We start from the raw sequence: 17,019 nt of genomic DNA, 5'->3' as shown, positions 1-17,019 counted from the left end.
AATAAAATTAAGTTAGCAGCGATACAAGCGACTAACCCAACAAAAGAATATGAGGAAAATAGTATGTCAGATGTAAAAGTAGCAGATAAAAAAATTGGTGGCGCAGGCTTACGTGGTCAAAGTGCGGGTGAAACTTCGCTTTGTACTGTTGGTGAGTCAGGCTCAGGTTTAACCTATTGTGGTTATGATATTGCTGACTTAGCTGAAAACAGCACCTTTGAAGAAGTCGCTTATTTACTCTTTCATGGTGAACTCCCTAATGAAAAAGAACTCGCCACTTATAAAGCTGAGTTGTTTGCCATGCGCGACTTACCGCCAGCATTAAAAGCGGTATTAAAGCTTATTCCAAAAGAAACTCATCCAATGGATGTTATGCGCACTGGTTGTTCATTCTTAGGTAACCTAGAGCCAGAAAATGATTTTAGCGAGCAAAATCAAGCAGCCAATCGCTTATTAGCCGCATTTCCTGCCATCATGTGTTATTGGTATAAATTCTCCCATGACGGTGTAGAAATTGACTGTACTTCAGCCGAAGACTCTTTAGGCGGACACTTCTTGCGCTTACTCAATGGTGAAAGTCCATCAGCACAGCATCAACGTGTTATGGACGTATCATTAATTTTATATGCTGAGCATGAGTTTAATGCTTCAACCTTCACGGCGCGTGTATGTGCTTCAACGTTGTCTGATATGTTTTCATGTGTCACCGGCGCTATTGGTACATTACGTGGTCCACTTCACGGTGGTGCAAACGAAGCCGCAATGGATATGATTGAATCATTCTCATCGCCAAGCGACGCTAAAGAAAAAATGGCGGGTATGCTTGAACGTAAAGAAAAAATTATGGGCTTTGGCCACGCGATTTACCGTACTTCAGACCCACGTAATGTCATTATTAAAGCATGGTCTGAAAAGTTAGCCGCTGAAAATGGCGATACGTCACTTTACGATATTTCAGTGGCCTGTGAAGAATTCATGTGGGATACCAAAAAGTTATTCTGTAACGCTGATTTTTTCCATGCTTCAACGTACAGCTACATGGGCATTCCAACTAAATTGTTTACCCCTATTTTTGTCTGTTCACGTGTAACCGGTTGGTCTGCTCACATTATGGAGCAACGCTCGAATAACCGTATTATTCGTCCAAGTGCTGACTACAAGGGTGCTAAGCCGAGAACGGTTCCACCTATCAGCGAAAGGTAATGACTATGAATTATGAATATCGCAAACCGCTGCCTGGTTATAAAGTTGGCGGCATCAATATCGATTATTTTGATACACGAGGGGCGGTTGAAGCAATAAGCGCCGGTAGTTACGCAAAGCTACCTTATACCTCACGGGTATTAGCTGAACAACTGGTACGGCGTTGTTCACCTGAAACCTTAACAGATTCGCTTAAGCAATTAATTGAGCGCAAGCAAGACCTTGATTTTCCTTGGTATCCGGCACGTGTTGTTTGTCATGATATTTTAGGTCAAACGGCTTTGGTTGATTTAGCTGGCCTGCGTGATGCGATTGCCGAGCAAGGTGGCGATCCTTCAAAAGTAAATCCGGTTGTACCAACGCAATTAATTGTTGATCATTCGGTTGCTGTTGAACATGCTGGTTTTGAAAGTGATGCGTTTGAAAAAAACCGTGCCATTGAAGACCGTCGCAACGAAGACCGTTTCCATTTTATTGAATGGACCAAAACAGCGTTTAAAAATGTTGATGTTATTCCTGCGGGTAACGGCATTATGCATCAAATCAATTTGGAAAAAATGTCACCGGTTATTCAACTGCGTGACGGTGTTGCTTTTCCTGATACCTGTGTTGGCACCGACAGCCATACTCCGCATATCGATTGCTTGGGTGTTATTGCTATTGGTGTTGGTGGTTTAGAAGCTGAAACCGTAATGTTAGGTCGCCCGTCAATGATGCGCTTACCTGATATTATTGGCGTAAAACTAGTCGGTAAACGCCAACCGGGTATTACCGCGACTGATTTGGTTTTGGCCATTACTGAATTTTTGCGTAATCAAAAAGTGGTATCAAGTTACTTAGAATTTTTTGGTGAAGGCACTACTGGCTTAACCATAGGTGATCGCGCCACTATTTCGAATATGACACCAGAATATGGCGCTTCAGCAGGCATGTTTTATATTGATCAACAAACCATTGATTATTTAAAACTAACCGGCCGTGAGCCAGAGCAAGTTGAACTGGTAGAAACTTACGCTAAACATACCGGCTTATGGGCTGATGACTTAGCTGAAGTAGAATATGACCGTGTTATCGAGTTTGATTTATCAGCCGTTGGTCGTAATATGGCGGGTCCGTCTAATCCACACAGTCGTTTACCAACCAGTGAATTGTCGTCAAAAGGCATAGCAAAAGACCTTGATGCTTGTAAAGCACAAGAAAAAGCCGGTGAAATGCCAGATGGCGCGGTTATTATTGCCGCGATAACCAGTTGTACTAATACCTCGAACCCTCGTAACGTTGTGGCGGCAGGCCTAGTGGCTAAACGCGCTAACGAGCTCGGTTTATTACGTAAGCCTTGGGTTAAATCATCTTTTGCACCGGGTTCAAAAGTCGCGAAACTTTATTTAGAAGAAGCGGGCTTATTATCTGAAATGGAAAAAATGGGTTTCGGGATTGTCGGTTACGCTTGTACCACTTGTAACGGCATGTCGGGCGCGTTAGATCCAAAAATTCAACAAGAAATTATCGACCGTGATCTTTATTCAACGGCGGTTTTATCAGGTAATCGTAACTTTGACGGACGTATTCATCCGTATGCTAAACAAGCCTTTTTAGCGTCACCACCGTTAGTGGTTGCTTATGCTATTGCCGGTACGATGCGTTTCGATATTGAAAAAGATGTACTCGGACAAGATCAACAAGGTAATGACATTACTTTAAAAGATATTTGGCCAACAGACGAAGCCATCGATGCGATTGTTGCAAGCTGCGTTAAGCCAGAGCAATTCAAGAAAATTTATACGCCAATGTTTGATTTAGGCGCTTTTGAACCGGCCGAGTCTCCGCTGTATGATTGGCGAGAAATGAGCACTTACATTCGTCGTCCACCTTATTGGGAAGGCGCCTTAGCGGGCGAACGTACCATGAAAGGTATGCGTCCGTTAGCGGTTTTAGGTGACAACATCACCACAGATCATTTATCCCCCTCAAATGCTATTCAACTCGATAGTGCTGCAGGGGCTTATTTAGATAAAATGGGCTTACCCGAAGTAGACTTTAACTCTTATGCAACGCATCGCGGCGATCATTTAACCGCGCAACGAGCAACTTTTGCTAACCCTAAATTGTTAAATGAAATGTGTCGTGATGACAAGGGTGACATTAAACAAGGTTCACTGGCGCGTATAGAGCCAGAGGGCACTGAGTCACGTATGTGGGAAGCGATTGAAACCTACATGGAGCGTAAGCAACCGTTAATTATCATTGCTGGCGCTGACTATGGCCAAGGTTCATCACGTGATTGGGCGGCTAAAGGTGTTCGTTTAGCCGGCGTTGAAGTGATCGTTGCCGAAGGTTTTGAGCGTATTCATCGTACTAACTTGGTGGGCATGGGTGTTTTACCTTTGCAGTTTGTTAATAACGAAACTCGTCATACCTACCATATTGATGGTACAGAAACGTTTGATGTTGCCGGTAACGGTGAAATGTCACCGGGCGCTGAAATGAACGTGTTAATGACCCGTACCAACGGCGAATTATTAACGATACCGGTTAAGTGTCGTTTAGATACTGCCGAAGAAGTGTCAGTTTACAATGCGGGTGGCGTATTGCAAAAGTTTGCGAATGACTTCTTGGAGTCTAATAGATAGTTGATTGTTAGAGTTTTATCTAGGTTTAAAGTGCTGATTGACCATAGTCAACAGCGCGTTGGCCTTGATAAAACACTTCTTATAAAAATCAACTTAGTGTAATTTTAATTAAAGCAGCAATTTAGGTAACTAATTTGCTGCTTTTTATTAGCGAAAAAATCGTAAAGCAAAAGCTTTTTAGTAAGGATAATGGCCGGAGCATAGAACGCTATGCGACATCATTCAACCTAACTGAAGCGTCTTGTGAAAAACGAAAAAATTGAAGGAAAACTGATGATTCATGCTCCCAAAGTACACATACCTCAAGTAAAAATCCCTGCTACTTATATGCGTGGCGGCACTTCAAAAGGCGTATTTTTTAATTTAACTGATTTACCTGAACGCTGTCAGGTTGCCGGCGAAGCACGCGATAATATGTTGCTACGGGTTATTGGTAGTCCAGATCCTTACGGCAAACAAACTGATGGTATGGGCGGCGCAACCTCAAGTACCAGCAAAACAGTTATTTTAGCAAAATCAAACCAGGGCGATCACGATGTAGATTACTTATTTGGCCAAGTGGCTATCGATAAAGCGTTTGTTGATTGGAGTGGTAACTGCGGCAACTTAACCGCTGCGGTTGGCTCATTTGCGATTAATTCTGGTCTTGTTGATGCAACACGTATTCCCGAAAACGGAATTTGTACGGTACGTATTTGGCAAAAAAATATCTCTAAAACAATTATTGCTCAAGTACCTATTACCAACGGTGAAGTACAAGAAACAGGTGATTTTGAGCTCGATGGGGTTACTTTCCCAGCAGCAGAAGTACCAGTTGAATTTATTGCACCCGTTGATCCATCAGAGGCGATGTTTCCAACCGGAAATATTGTTGATGACCTAGAGGTACCAGGTGTTGGTGTCTTTAAAGCAACCATGATCACAGCAGGTATTCCAACCATCTTTTTAAATGCAGATGAAATTGGTTATACTGGCACCGAGTTACAAGAAGCCATCAATGGCGACACTGCGGCATTAGCACGTTTTGAAACCATTCGTGCGTATGGCGCGATTAAAATGGGCTTGATCACTGAACTTTCAGAGGCAGAAGCTCGCCAACATACGCCGAAAGTTGCTTTTGTTGCACCCGCAAAAGATTATCTTACCTCAAGTGGTAAAGCTGTTTTAGCAAGCGATATTGACTTACACGTTCGCGCACTGTCTATGGGGAAATTACACCATGCGATGATGGGCACAGCGGCAGTTGCTATTGGCGCAGCAGCGGCTATTCCTGGCACCTTAGTTGCTCTTGCTACTGGTAATGCCCAAGGTGAAGGCTCAGAGTCAGTCACATTTGGTCACCCGTCAGGCACGCTTAAAGTGGGCGCACAAGCCAGTGAAATTAATGGCGCTTGGATTGTTGATAAAGCTGTAATGAGCCGAAGTGCTCGAGTATTAATGGAAGGTTGGGTACGTATTCCTGGCGATTCATTTTAGGTAAGCGTCTTTGATGCTATCAATAAAAATGGAGCGATTAGGCTCCATTTTTATTGAGTACCTGCCCAAGTCGTTAATTAAGTGGCGCACAAAAATTAATAATTTCCTCGTCATTGGAACTTGTTTCAGTATCTTAGCAACGAGATCCTCAAATACAGATTTTTGTTCCAGATTAAACCTAAACATCCGTGTAGAAAAATTCAGGATGACTGTCTTTATAAGTATTTTCCTGAGCTACTATATGCATAGTTAGGTTAAGTTATTATCTGATACAACCTAAATAACAGGGTAACCTTAAGACTGTAAGTATTGATAAAGCGCTTTAAGCACCTTCATTTTTCCTGCATCGCTCTCATGTTCATGCGCTAAGTTCTCTAACGTGATCATAAATTCATCAGCACTTAATAAGCCCTTACCACCAAATTGAATTTTGTCTTGGCAACGTTGCTGCCATTTTTGTTGTTCAGCACTGCTTAAGGTTAACGGGTAATTTCTGGCTCGATATAAAAACAATAAAGGCATTAATCGTTCATCTTGAAAAATAAACGGGTGGGTCGCTAATTGTTCAGGTGAAAGCTCACGTAGAATATCCATTTGTGCTTTATCGCCATGCGAAAAGAAATTGCCTCCATACAATGAATGCTCAGCGTCTGGCTTTGCTTGATCGCTATAGTCTTCGGCGGCAAAAACTTCCGCTAATTTATCTCTTACTTCTAAATGCTGCTTTAACTTAGCCAAATTGGCTAAACAAAGCTCGCGAGGGATCTTCAAACGTTCGGCATTTTCAGGCAATAATGTCTTTGCTGGCGCAACAATAGGGCACTTGTTGAGATGAATAAGTTTTAAGGGGATGGGTAATTCGTCATCGGCTAATTCATCGTGTCGAGTATACAAGCGCGCTTTAATTTCATCGCTACTTAAATCAAATAATGGCTGTGGATCTAACGCTAAGTCTACAGCGATAATGGCATTTTTATTAACCGGATGATAAGCAAAAGGGGCGAACCAGCTAGTGCAGCCATGCTCCGATGAAATTTTACTCGAGGTATGCACAATCGGCGTCATATTATAAACGTCAATTAATTGTGCAACCTGCTTTTTATTTCTCAGGTTAAAGATAAAATCATAAAGCTTAGGCTGTTTTTCCTTGATCAACTTTGCCATCGCAATAGTGGCATAAACATCACTCATCGCATCATGTGCTGCTTCGTGCGCAATATCATTGGCTTTCGTTAATAACTCAAGACGAAAACTAACCACTTGTTCACCATCTCGATCAACAGTTGGCCAGTTTATGCCTTCTGGGCGAAGGGCATAACAAGCACGTACCATATCAATAATATCCCAACGAGAATTACCATTTTGCCATTCTCGTGCATACGGGTCGTAAAAATTACGATAAAGCAGATAACGAGTAAATTCATCATCAAAACGAATACTGTTATAGCCAGCAACGCAAGTATCAGGTTGGGTAAATAACGTATGAATACGTTCAGCAAACTCAACCTCAGACAAACCTTCTTGCTGAGCTTTTTGCGGAGTTATACCGGTAACTAAACAAGCCTCTGGCTGTGGCAGATAATCTTGTGGCGGCCGACAATAAAACATTTCTGGCTTGCCAATAATGTTTAAATCATGATCGGTGCGTATACCGGCGAACTGAGACGGTTTATCAAACTTCGGCGATATACCGAAAGTTTCATAATCGTGCCAAAGGATCGTAGCTTGGTTGCTAGTATCGTTCTTTATTGGAGAATATTGTTTAGTCATCCGTATTTACTGGCCTTTAATCAATCCACTGTTGTTTGTCATTGTTTTTATTCTTGTCATTAAATGATGTTTTAAATTTTTATTACACAGCTGTGTACATAAATTTTTTATGTGTCTGCAGAAAATATGAAGCTTACAGAAAAAGAATTAAAGAAGCTACTGGACAAACAATAAGATAACCTCCTGAGGTTACCGGTCGAGACTTTATAAGGCTTAGTGAATCTAAAAAGGTAAAGTTGTTTAGCAATATAGATATAAATTTAATAATAAACCTATTCGGTTAACATTATGATATTACCCTAGCATGTCATTGAGTGATGTACGAAGTAAAGTATATGAACTTAAAGGTTTGTTGCTCGACCACTCCAGTCGCGCCTCGTAGTTTTAATTCACCGATGTAAAGTTAACTATATCGGTTATCAATCAAGAAGCATATTTTGTCGACCTTGATAGGTTACCGGTTTGTCTAGCTATGACCTATTGCTGGTTATCCATTTTTTCAATAGATATTGGTATCGATTTATATGTTGGGGTACCGCATTCGTCAGCGATACTTTCTAATGGCACTAAGGGATTTGTTTCTGGATAATAGGCAGCCACACAACCTGGAGGGATAAGATATTCAACAATTTTAAAATTAGAGAGCGAACGTGCTATGCCATCGTTTGATACGGTTGTTATTTTTACACGATCTCCATTTTTTAATGCCTGTTTATTTATATCTTTTGCATTCATAAAGATAATGTTACGTTCACCATACACACCACGGTAACGATCATCCATTCCATAAATAGTGGTGTTGTATTGATCGTGTGAACGCAGTGTTTGCAGCGTTAGTACCGGCTTTTTAGTCATTAACTGTGCACGTTCATGTACTAATTGCTCTGGTAATCTAGCATCACTAAAAATGGCTTTTTGTATTGGAGTACGCCAATGACGTTGTGCTGCTGAATTTTGTAAGTGGAAGCCTCTACCTGCTTTTATTCGGAAGTTATAGTCATCAAAACCGGGTATAACAGCACTTATTTCTTGACGAATTAAGTCATAATCACCAGCCAAGGTATTCCAATCGACTATTTTATCGCCTACTGATGCCATGGCTATTGCAGCAACAATAGCTGTTTCTGAACGAAGCGTGTTAGCTGCTGGTTCATTTTGACCCGTTGAACTGTGTACCATACTCATCGAGTCTTCGACCGTAATACATTGTTCACCGCTAGATTGACGATCTATTTCTGTACGGCCTAAACACGGGAGAATTAGCGCACGTTTACCTGTTATCACATGGCTTCGATTTAATTTAGTACTGATTTGTACGGTTAAGTCACAATTTTTTAAGGCCTTGTGAGTACGCGTAGTATCGGGTGTTGCCGCTGAAAAATTACCGCCCAAGGCAATAAATACCTTAGCTTTACCCTCAAGCATGGCATGAATAGACTCAACGGTATTAAAACCATTATCACGAGGAACACTAAAAGAGTAACGATGTTCTAGTGCATCAAGAAAGTCCATAGACGGATTTTCATTGATCCCCATAGTGCGATTACCTTGCACATTTGAATGACCGCGTACTGGACATGCGCCAGCCCCTGCTTTGCCAATATTACCTCTGAGCATGAGTACGTTCAATAGCTCTCGTACCGTAGCGACAGAGTGGCGGTGTTGGGTAATACCCATCGCCCAAGTGAAAATAACCTTATTACTGCTGGTATATATTGTTGCTATCTGTTCAATATTTTCTCGAGTTAAACTACATTGGTCAAGGATTTTATCCCAATCACTTGCCGCAACACGTTGTCGATATGCTTCAAAACCATGGCAATGTTCATTGATAAAGTCGGTATCGAGCACTGATTTATCATGCTCAAATTTTTCAAATAAACATTTAGCGACGCCACGTAACAACGCCATGTCTCCACCTAAGCGAGGCGTGAAATAATATTGACTGATGGTAGTCCCCGTTAAGAAAATCATTTCTTTTGGGCTTTGCGGGTCTGAAAACTTTTGTAAGCCACGTTCTTTCAAATTGTTAACAGAGACAATTTTAGCTCCGCGTTTACTTGCCTCACGCAAGGTTCCCAACATACGAGGGTGATTAGTACCTGGATTTTGGCCGAAGACAAAAATGGCGTCAGCTTTAGAAAAATCGTCCATAGTCACCGTACCTTTACCGGTACCAAGACTATTTGTCATGCCTATGCCAGAGGCTTCATGACACATATTAGAGCAGTCAGGAAAGTTATTTGTGCCTAACACTCGGCCAAATAACTGATATAAATAGGCTACTTCATTACTTGCTCGACCAGAGGTATACAATAATGCTTCATTGGGGGAAGAAAGTTGCTGAAGGCTAGTGCCAATGATTTTAAAAGCCTCTTGCCAACTAATTGGCTGGTAGTGATCATTTTCACCATCGTAATACATTGGCTCGGTTAAACGGCCACTTTTCTCCAGTGAATGATCATCCCATTGCTGTAATTCTGTTATTGAATACTGTTTGAAAAAATTGCTATCAACACGTTTACTCGTAGCTTCCCATGCAATGGCTTTAACGCCATTTTCACAAAAATCTACTTTTCCAGCAGTGGCAGAATCACCCCATGCGCAACCTGGACAGTCAAAGCCACCCGGCTGATTTGCTCTGAGTAAGGCTTTAACGCTTTTCGCGGCATTTTCACTTTGAATTAAGTGTTTTGCTGAGCTTCTTAGTGCTCCCCAACCACCAGCAGGTGAAGAATAGGCAGGATTGTTTTTTGATGACTTAGACATATAAATCCTTTTTAGGCGTAACGTTTTAGTTGCCCATGTTGGAAGCAAAATAGGGCTATTTTTGATTGACGAGCTGAATTAACAGCTAAGTCAGTCGGCTGTGCTAGCGTGACTAACGTTGTCAGAGATAAGCGAGCTGCCTTGGCAATTAAATCATGACTGCAGCGGCTTGTTATTAAAGCAAAACCATCATGAGTCAGCAGTTTTTTCTGCGACAAACAACCTAGCAATTTATCTAACGCTGAATGGCGGCCCACATCTTCTCGAAAAGCGATGATTTTAGCTGATAAATCAAAAAAGGCAGCGCAATGATTTCCTCTAATACTAGCCGATTTTTTTAAAATACTAGGCAAGGCATCCCTTGCTTGCATAATAATTTGCTCAGAGGGTAATTGAAACGATTTTACCTCTTTTTGATGAGGCAGGGTTAATAACATAGCAGCTTCAATAGAGTCAAGGCCACAAAGGCCACAGCCACTTGGCCCAGCCATCGTTCTACGTCGTTGTTTTAATCGATGTTGAACTCGTGCTAAAACCAGAATATCAACTTGCCATCCAGAGACATGCGAATGAACAATGATATCTAAAACTTCGTCAAGCGAATGAATTAAGCCTTCGCTTAAACTAAAACCAAGTGCAAAGTCTTTCAAATGCTCAGGTGATGCCATCATTACCGCTTGGCTAATACCATTAATACTAATGGCAATAGCTGCCTCAGTAAGCTGCGCTTGATGCAACGCTTTATCAGGAAGTTCAGCAATTTCTTTAGAACAGCTAAGATGCTCTATAATAAAATTCTCCAAAGTGTTTTATCTAAAAGAATGGCTTTTTGTCATACTATCGACAAAGCCACGCTATTTTACCATAGGACCAGTGAGCTTTTAATTACCTCCAACATGTTTTTCGAACGAACAGTGTTTTCAACCATTACACTTAAATCTATAGTATTTATTTCTCTTTGGACATCATCATCAATTTCAATACCATATTCAACAGTATATTCTTTGTTTTTTTTCAATTTCTTCAGAACTAATGAAATGACTTTTACTATTTTGTAAAAAAGAGGTTAAATCTAGCAGGGAGTTACTAATAATCATCAGAAGTATTAATAAAAAATGAATAAGACACTCATGTTAAAAATCAAAAAAAATGACCCAGATATTTCAACACTTATGGAGTACAGACCGATAAGAGAATTAATAAGTCAGTTCACTAAAAAATGAATAAGACACTCATGTTAAAAATCAAAAAAAATGACCCAGATATTTCAACACTTATGGAGTACAGACCGATAAGAGAATTAATAAGTCAGTTCACCGCTTCTGATAAAAAGCACGTCCATCATCATCTTCTTCAAATTCATAAATCCAACGTTCTAAAAGGTTAGAGTTAACACCAACAAAATTAATAAGACACTCATGTTAAAAATCTAAAAATCTGACACAGATATTTAAACATTTATTGATCCTTCATCTATAAGATCGACTTTTGATAATCTATCCGTGTGTTAGAGGAAAATGCAATCATTTTATCCTAAAATAACAATTTTTTGGCAAGGATATTCACCCAAAGTCATGGATTTATTATTCACACCTGCTTTTAATGTTTTCAGGCAAAGAGTTTATTGCAATGGCTTAAGTTATGTCGTCGCTTTAATTGCTGATGCTCGCAGTAATCACTAAGCACATCTTCGTGGCCGATAGCACCATGAAATTGTGTTCTAAATTCGGTGGTAATGATTAACCAGTTTTCAGCTGAAATATTTAATCGCTTGAGTATCTCTGGTTGTTTTTGTTCGATGAAACCCCGTTTATCTCCACTGATACAGCGGCCAGTTAACGCAATTAATTGAAGATAGTCGACGAGTTCAAAAGGCAGCCCCTTTGGCATGTTTTTCCTGGGGTTACCAACAAAGGGCAACAGGGTCTTAGGCTGTTGGCCAATTTTTGCCTGTTCACAACGACGTTTTATGCTTGTGTGGGCTGAGCGCTCAGGTGTCTTTGCGATATTGGCTCGAATAGGGTTTAAATCAACATAGGCCATACAAGACGCTAGCGCTGCTTCATCCAATAACGCTTGGGATTTAAAGCGTCCTTCCCAAAATCTACCGGTGCAGTTATCTTCTTGGTTAGCCGCTCTTGCAATACTTTCATTGATATAGCCCATAAACCAACTGATTTTCATCAGGCGTTTTCGATAGACCTCGGCGGTTGCATTCACCTCATCAAGTAAGGGGGTAGCTAAGCGCTCACCGTTACAGTATTGTTTGGTCAATAACGTGCCTTTGTGTATGCGATGCCAACGCACGAGTACCTCAGTCATTGTCCACTGCTTCGCTTTTTCTTCATCAATAAATAACACCACATGATAGTGATTACTCATTACCGCATAGGCACACACCTCTATCGCAAAAACTTGCGTGAGAAAGTGCAGTTTGTCTTCTACCCAACCTCGCCGGTGCTCAAAACTTTGACCTGAAAAGGTATCTTCACCACATAAGAAAGCGCGTCGAACACAACGCGCCACACAATGGTAATAAGGTGTGTCAACTAAACTGATTTGTTGCTTCCTTGGCGTGGCCATAACTCACCTAAGATAAAATAGCTTGGTTACTTTAGCGTAGTACAAAGGTAAAAATTGTTCAATTTAGAATGAGTATCTTGTTAATTTGTTCACACCTCAATCGCAAAGACTTGCGTGAGAAAGTGCAGTTTGTCTTCCACCCAAGCTTGCCGGTGCTCAAAACTTTGACCTGAAAAGGTATCTTCACCACATAAGAAAGCGCGTCGAACACAACGCGCCACACAATGGTAATAAGGTGTGTCGACTAAACTGATTTGTTGCTTCCTTGGCGTGGCCATAACTCACCTAAGATAAAATAGCTTGGTTACTTTAGCGTAGTACAAAGGTAAAAATTGTTCAATTTAGGATGAGTGTCTTGTTAATTTGTTTTAAATTTTTTTCGCTTATGTTTCAAAGAAATAAAAAAAAGCAAAGTGTAAACACTTTGCTTTTTTGATTGTAATAACTTACTTATAACTAAATCATTTGAAACCAGTATATGTATATGGTTTAAGTATACAACTAGAAACGGTATTCAGCGCCGGCGTAGAAATAGGCACCGTTAAAACCAAAAGGTGCTGAACGGCGTGAATAAGTAAACACACCAGGACTACTGACAATAACATTGCCATTGGCGTCAACAATAGTACCAGAGCGAGAATTACCTATTTCATTTTTATCAGGGTACACATCAAAGATATTATTTCCACCGATGTTAAATGAAAGCTCATCGTTAAATTGATAATTGACGCGTAAATCTGTTAATACTTCAGCGCCATACGTTTGTCTTTCACCATCAAGAACCGTGTATTCACCGTAACGATTAAAGGCTAAGTTAACGGTGAAATCGCCAATCTTATATAAGCCACTTAAACTTATGCGGTCTTGAGGTTGCCATTCTTCAATAATAGAAATCGCCTGCTCTGAAAAAACATCCTCAGGTGAAATTCCACCTAATGCACTTCCTGCTGGAGTATAAGTATCGGTAACTTCTGTTTCCGAAAAATTTGCAGCAAATGTTAAGTCTAATGTGCCAGACATCACTTCTGTATTCCATGTTGCTATAATATCAACACCTGTTGTTTTAGTATCAGCACCATTTAAAAAGAATTGCCCAGCACCTGCTCCAGAAGAAGCTAATGCCGCATCAAGCGCTGGTGATAAACCGTTACCTAATGAATTACTTAACACAATACGGTCTTCAATTTCAATAGAATAAAAATCAACCGTTAAATTAATATCATCGGTAACTCTTACTACAGAGCCAATACTAAAGTTGGTTGATACTTCTTCTTTTAGCTCAGGGATCCCAATAGCTTGCGCTAGAATACTGTCATTTCGGAAAGTACCAATTTGTACTGCAATTTGGTCACCACCGTTAGGGTCTGTTTGGAATTGAGTACTAATATTATCAGTATAAAGTTGTTGCATTGATGGAGCTCTAAAGCCAGTACTTGTGGCGCCACGCAATGATATATCATCTGTAATTGACCAATTCGCAGCAAGTTTGAAATTAGTGCTATCACCAAAGCCGTCGTAATCATCATAGCGAACCGCTGTGCTAATAATTAGGTTATCAGTGACTTCTGCTTCAGTGTCAATGTAAAAAGAAATTACATCACGAGATTCATCAACAGATTGTAGTGGGGCTGTACCACCAAATCCTTGTGTTCCTGCACTGCGGTCTGTCGCATATAAGCTATTACCTAGTTCATCAGTATCATAATCTCGGTATGAGTATTCATCACCTGCTTTTACTCTAAATTCATCTGTGCGAAACTCGGTACCCATAGCTAAAGAAAACCAATCAAAATTTTGAGTGTAATCCATATTAATAGTTTGTAAGGTGAGTTCTAAGCCGTAAGCAAAAGCTTCGCGAGGAATTGAGCTACGAATCTCATTAGCGGATAGCGCTGAGGTGTAGATGAGTGAATTAGCGTAAGATGAATTGATGGTATCTCGAGTCGTGTAATCAATATTATTTTCACCATAGGTATATGATAAATCTAATGATGAATCATTACTAAACTCAGTTTTATACCCAAAGTTGTATGAAATATCTTTTATTCCAGTATTGATTTTAGGTAAAAATCCAGCAGGAATCGTTGCATCACCATCTTGAAGCTGTGCGTTACCTCCGCCGTTCGCATTATGGCGAAAAAAAGCGGCAGATTCGTTATCACGGCTTGAATAAGTAACAAAACCATACAAATGACCATCAGCTAAATCGTAGCCAGTATTGATCGTTAGCCCTATTTGCTCAGAGTCTGCGTCGCCAATACGAAATGTTTCACGAGTCGCGGTAGCTTCACGCGGATCGCCTAATAAGTAATCGCCATTATCAAGCTGGGTACAACCTGAAAATTGACATGAACCATGTAAGCCGGCTCGGTCAGAGTAGCCTCTATCACGTATATTTAACGTGGTATTAAGGAAGCCATTATCGCCAAGTGCAAAACCCTTAGAAATATCGATATTAGTCGTTGCACCATCGCCAGCTGAGTTCTCGCCATACGAAACACCAACACTTCCACCTTCACTTTGATCTTTAAGAATAATATTAATAACACCGGCAATGGCATCTGAACCATATTGCGCAGCGGCGCCGTCACGCAAGACTTCAATACGCTTAATAGATGCGGCAGGAATAGCATTCATATCTGTGCCAGCAGTACCACGTCCAACTGAGGTGTTAATGTGAATTAAACTCGCTTGATGACGGCGTTTGCCATTGATTAACACTAATGTTTGATCAGGACCTAAGCCACGTAAGGTAGCAGGGCGCAATGCATCAGTTCCATCACTAATCGATGAGCTTGAAAAGTTAAATGATGGGGCTATGGCTTGTAACATTCTACCGACTTCTGTTTGTCCGGTGTTAAGCAAAGCTTCAGCAGACAAAATGTCTACGGGAACAGGTAAATCTTCTGCAGAACGACCAGCAACACGGCTACCTATAACTGAAATTTTTTCTACTTCTTGCTCACTGACTTGAGCAGGCTCTTGGGCAAGTGCTGTTTGACTTGCTGCGCTTAGCATTAGTGGAACTAAAGCTGCTTTGAGCATTGTGCTTTTATTCATTGTTATATTACTCCTGAGGTGTTTATGTAGTTTTATGCTCAGTTGACCAGCGTTATCTATAACAGCGGTTAAGTTGGTGTTTTGTAAAAGTTGTTGTAAACCGTCTTTAACCGAATATTTACCCTTTAACTCATTTGCATAATGTTCTTTTGTTAAGTCATAGGAAAATAAAATCGTTTTATTTGCCTGTAATGCAAATGAAATGAGCGCTTTATCAGCACGCTGTTCCTTCACTGTAAAGTTGATCAAGTTTTCGGCAAATGCTCCAGACGTGAATATAAGACAGGTACATATAAAAAATGTAGCGCTTGTTAACGGCTGAAATACAGAAAGTTGAAAACGACAAAATAACTTTTGCCAACCTTGCAGTGTTAATAAACAGTTCAGAAGGAAAATTCCTCTATAATATTTTATAAAAAATATATTGAGTTAAAAGATAGGGAGTATTTAAAATTATTTCGAAGTATTTAAGCTCAAATGAATTGAGTTTTCATTTACTTTTTCAAATTGAATATTAAAATTACTACTTAACGATTTAAGAAGTCCATCAATATCATTCGCCTTGAAGTAACCGGCCACTTTTATGTTATTAAGTTCAACATCCTTAATTTCAAAGGTTGTGGTGGTATAACGACTGATTTCTGCTAATGCTTCATCGAGTGGTTTGCCATTAAAAACTAACATACCTTGTTGCCAAGCAAGTTCTCGTTGAATTTGCTCAAATGACGTTTTTTTATTTGATGTTTGAATATTATTTTCGATGGTGGCAATTTCACCAGATGTTATCAATAAACCCGGTAATTTTTCTTTAGGTAAAGTAGATAACATATTTGCTATTTTATTTAATGGTTGGTTTGATTTTGTCATTAATACTCGACCTTCAGTGACAACAAGCTCCATATTTTTATTAGATTTTCTTTTTACATTAAATATTGTGCCTAGAGCGGTAAATGATTTCTCGCCAACTGTTACAGTAAAGGGCCTACTTTTATCTTTGGCAACATCAAAGTTTGCTTCGCCTTTAATCAAGGTTAATAAGCGATTGTTTTTTGAATAACTGACTTCAACTAAACTATTGGTATTAAGTTTAATTCTTGAGCCATCAGACAGTGAAAACCGCGTTTGCTGTCCAATTTCTGTTTGCAACGTTCTTACTTCAACAAATCTTTTTTCGTTATTGTCATCAATAAAAGGTGTGATGTTCACAAAGAAGTTACCCGCAAATAACAGAATAAAGGCAATGCCGGCTGCAACAGCATATTTAGCAATAATATTATGCTTTTTTTGAATCTGTTTATCTAAAGGAAATAGCGCACTTAACTCATTGAGTACACTTAAATCATCCCAAAGTGCAGCTAAAGAAAATAAGGTTTTACGATGAAAATCACTTTGATTGACCCATAGTTGAAAGTCGAGTTTATCTTTGTTGGAAAGACCCCGATCTATTTTACTTACCCAAAGACTTGCTTGTGCTTTGATATCTGCTTTGCTGGTGAATGGTTTAACTGTTGTCATACAATATTCTTTT

General features: G+C 40.0%; 9 protein-coding genes and 1 pseudogene. 3 read left to right on the top strand and 7 right to left on the bottom strand.

Annotated elements, in window-relative coordinates; translation table 11 throughout:
* The first annotated feature begins 63 nt into the window (after positions 1–63).
* From prpC to prpF, 3 genes are all read left to right on the top strand, one after another.
* Positions 64–1,203, top strand: coding sequence for a bifunctional 2-methylcitrate synthase/citrate synthase (gene prpC, locus ESZ26_RS02155; RefSeq protein WP_146797104.1), 1,140 nt, complete (start codon positions 64–66; stop codon positions 1,201–1,203).
* A gap of 5 nt (positions 1,204–1,208) precedes the next feature.
* A complete protein-coding gene (gene acnD / locus ESZ26_RS02150) occupies positions 1,209–3,833 on the top strand; it encodes a Fe/S-dependent 2-methylisocitrate dehydratase AcnD (RefSeq protein WP_146797107.1) in 2,625 nt (874 codons plus the stop codon).
* Positions 3,834–4,106: 273 nt separating this feature from the next.
* Complete coding sequence (prpF, locus tag ESZ26_RS02145; RefSeq protein ID WP_146797110.1) at positions 4,107–5,309, top strand: 2-methylaconitate cis-trans isomerase PrpF; 1,203 nt, start codon at positions 4,107–4,109, stop codon at positions 5,307–5,309.
* Between the two features lie 294 nt (positions 5,310–5,603).
* On the opposite strand, the gene sbcB is transcribed toward prpF, so the two are convergent.
* The 7 genes and pseudogenes from sbcB to ESZ26_RS02110 all read right to left on the bottom strand — a co-directional run bounded on the left by sbcB (position 5,604) and on the right by ESZ26_RS02110 (position 17,006).
* Complete coding sequence (gene sbcB, locus ESZ26_RS02140; RefSeq protein WP_395880536.1) at positions 5,604–7,058, bottom strand: exodeoxyribonuclease I; 1,455 nt, start codon at positions 7,056–7,058, stop codon at positions 5,604–5,606.
* Between the two features lie 498 nt (positions 7,059–7,556).
* Positions 7,557–9,848, bottom strand: coding sequence for an FdhF/YdeP family oxidoreductase (locus ESZ26_RS02135; RefSeq protein WP_146797116.1), 2,292 nt, complete (start codon positions 9,846–9,848; stop codon positions 7,557–7,559).
* 11 nt (positions 9,849–9,859) lie between these two features.
* Positions 9,860–10,651 (bottom strand): formate dehydrogenase accessory sulfurtransferase FdhD, encoded by a 792-nt coding sequence (fdhD, locus tag ESZ26_RS02130; protein ID WP_146797119.1) that lies wholly within the window; start codon positions 10,649–10,651, stop codon positions 9,860–9,862.
* Positions 10,652–11,456: 805 nt separating this feature from the next.
* Positions 11,457–12,431: a transposase gene (locus tag ESZ26_RS02125; protein ID WP_146797122.1), complete on the bottom strand. Its 975-nt coding sequence runs from the start codon at positions 12,429–12,431 to the stop codon at positions 11,457–11,459.
* Between the two features lie 92 nt (positions 12,432–12,523).
* Positions 12,524–12,709 (bottom strand): annotated as a pseudogene (locus tag ESZ26_RS02120) (hypothetical protein); the annotation flags it as partial.
* Positions 12,710–12,932: 223 nt separating this feature from the next.
* Positions 12,933–15,476 (bottom strand): TonB-dependent receptor plug domain-containing protein, encoded by a 2,544-nt coding sequence (locus tag ESZ26_RS02115; RefSeq protein ID WP_223271549.1) that lies wholly within the window; start codon positions 15,474–15,476, stop codon positions 12,933–12,935.
* 468 nt (positions 15,477–15,944) lie between these two features.
* Positions 15,945–17,006, bottom strand: a complete 1,062-nt coding sequence (locus tag ESZ26_RS02110; RefSeq protein WP_146797131.1) for a FecR family protein — start codon at positions 17,004–17,006, stop codon at positions 15,945–15,947.
* Positions 17,007–17,019: the final 13 nt, after the last annotated feature.

Source organism: Colwellia hornerae (assembly GCF_007954355.1).
In the GTDB taxonomy this organism is placed as follows: Bacteria; Pseudomonadota; Gammaproteobacteria; order Enterobacterales; family Alteromonadaceae; genus Colwellia_A; species Colwellia_A hornerae.
The sequence above is the reverse complement of the archived record's forward strand: the minus strand, read 5'-3'. Positions and strand labels throughout refer to the sequence as shown.

What these genes read in the sequence shown, in the direction of transcription:
- ESZ26_RS02125 (WP_146797122.1), bottom strand. Translation starts at nt 12,431, where the DNA reads ATGGCCACGCCAAGGAAGCAACAAATCAGTTTAGTTGACACACCTTAT.
- prpF (WP_146797110.1), top strand. Translation starts at nt 4,107, where the DNA reads ATGATTCATGCTCCCAAAGTACACATACCTCAAGTAAAAATCCCTGCT.
- ESZ26_RS02110 (WP_146797131.1), bottom strand. Translation starts at nt 17,006, where the DNA reads ATGACAACAGTTAAACCATTCACCAGCAAAGCAGATATCAAAGCACAA.
- ESZ26_RS02115 (WP_223271549.1), bottom strand. Translation starts at nt 15,476, where the DNA reads ATGCTCAAAGCAGCTTTAGTTCCACTAATGCTAAGCGCAGCAAGTCAA.
- acnD (WP_146797107.1), top strand. Translation starts at nt 1,209, where the DNA reads ATGAATTATGAATATCGCAAACCGCTGCCTGGTTATAAAGTTGGCGGC.
- prpC (WP_146797104.1), top strand. Translation starts at nt 64, where the DNA reads ATGTCAGATGTAAAAGTAGCAGATAAAAAAATTGGTGGCGCAGGCTTA.
- ESZ26_RS02135 (WP_146797116.1), bottom strand. Translation starts at nt 9,848, where the DNA reads ATGTCTAAGTCATCAAAAAACAATCCTGCCTATTCTTCACCTGCTGGT.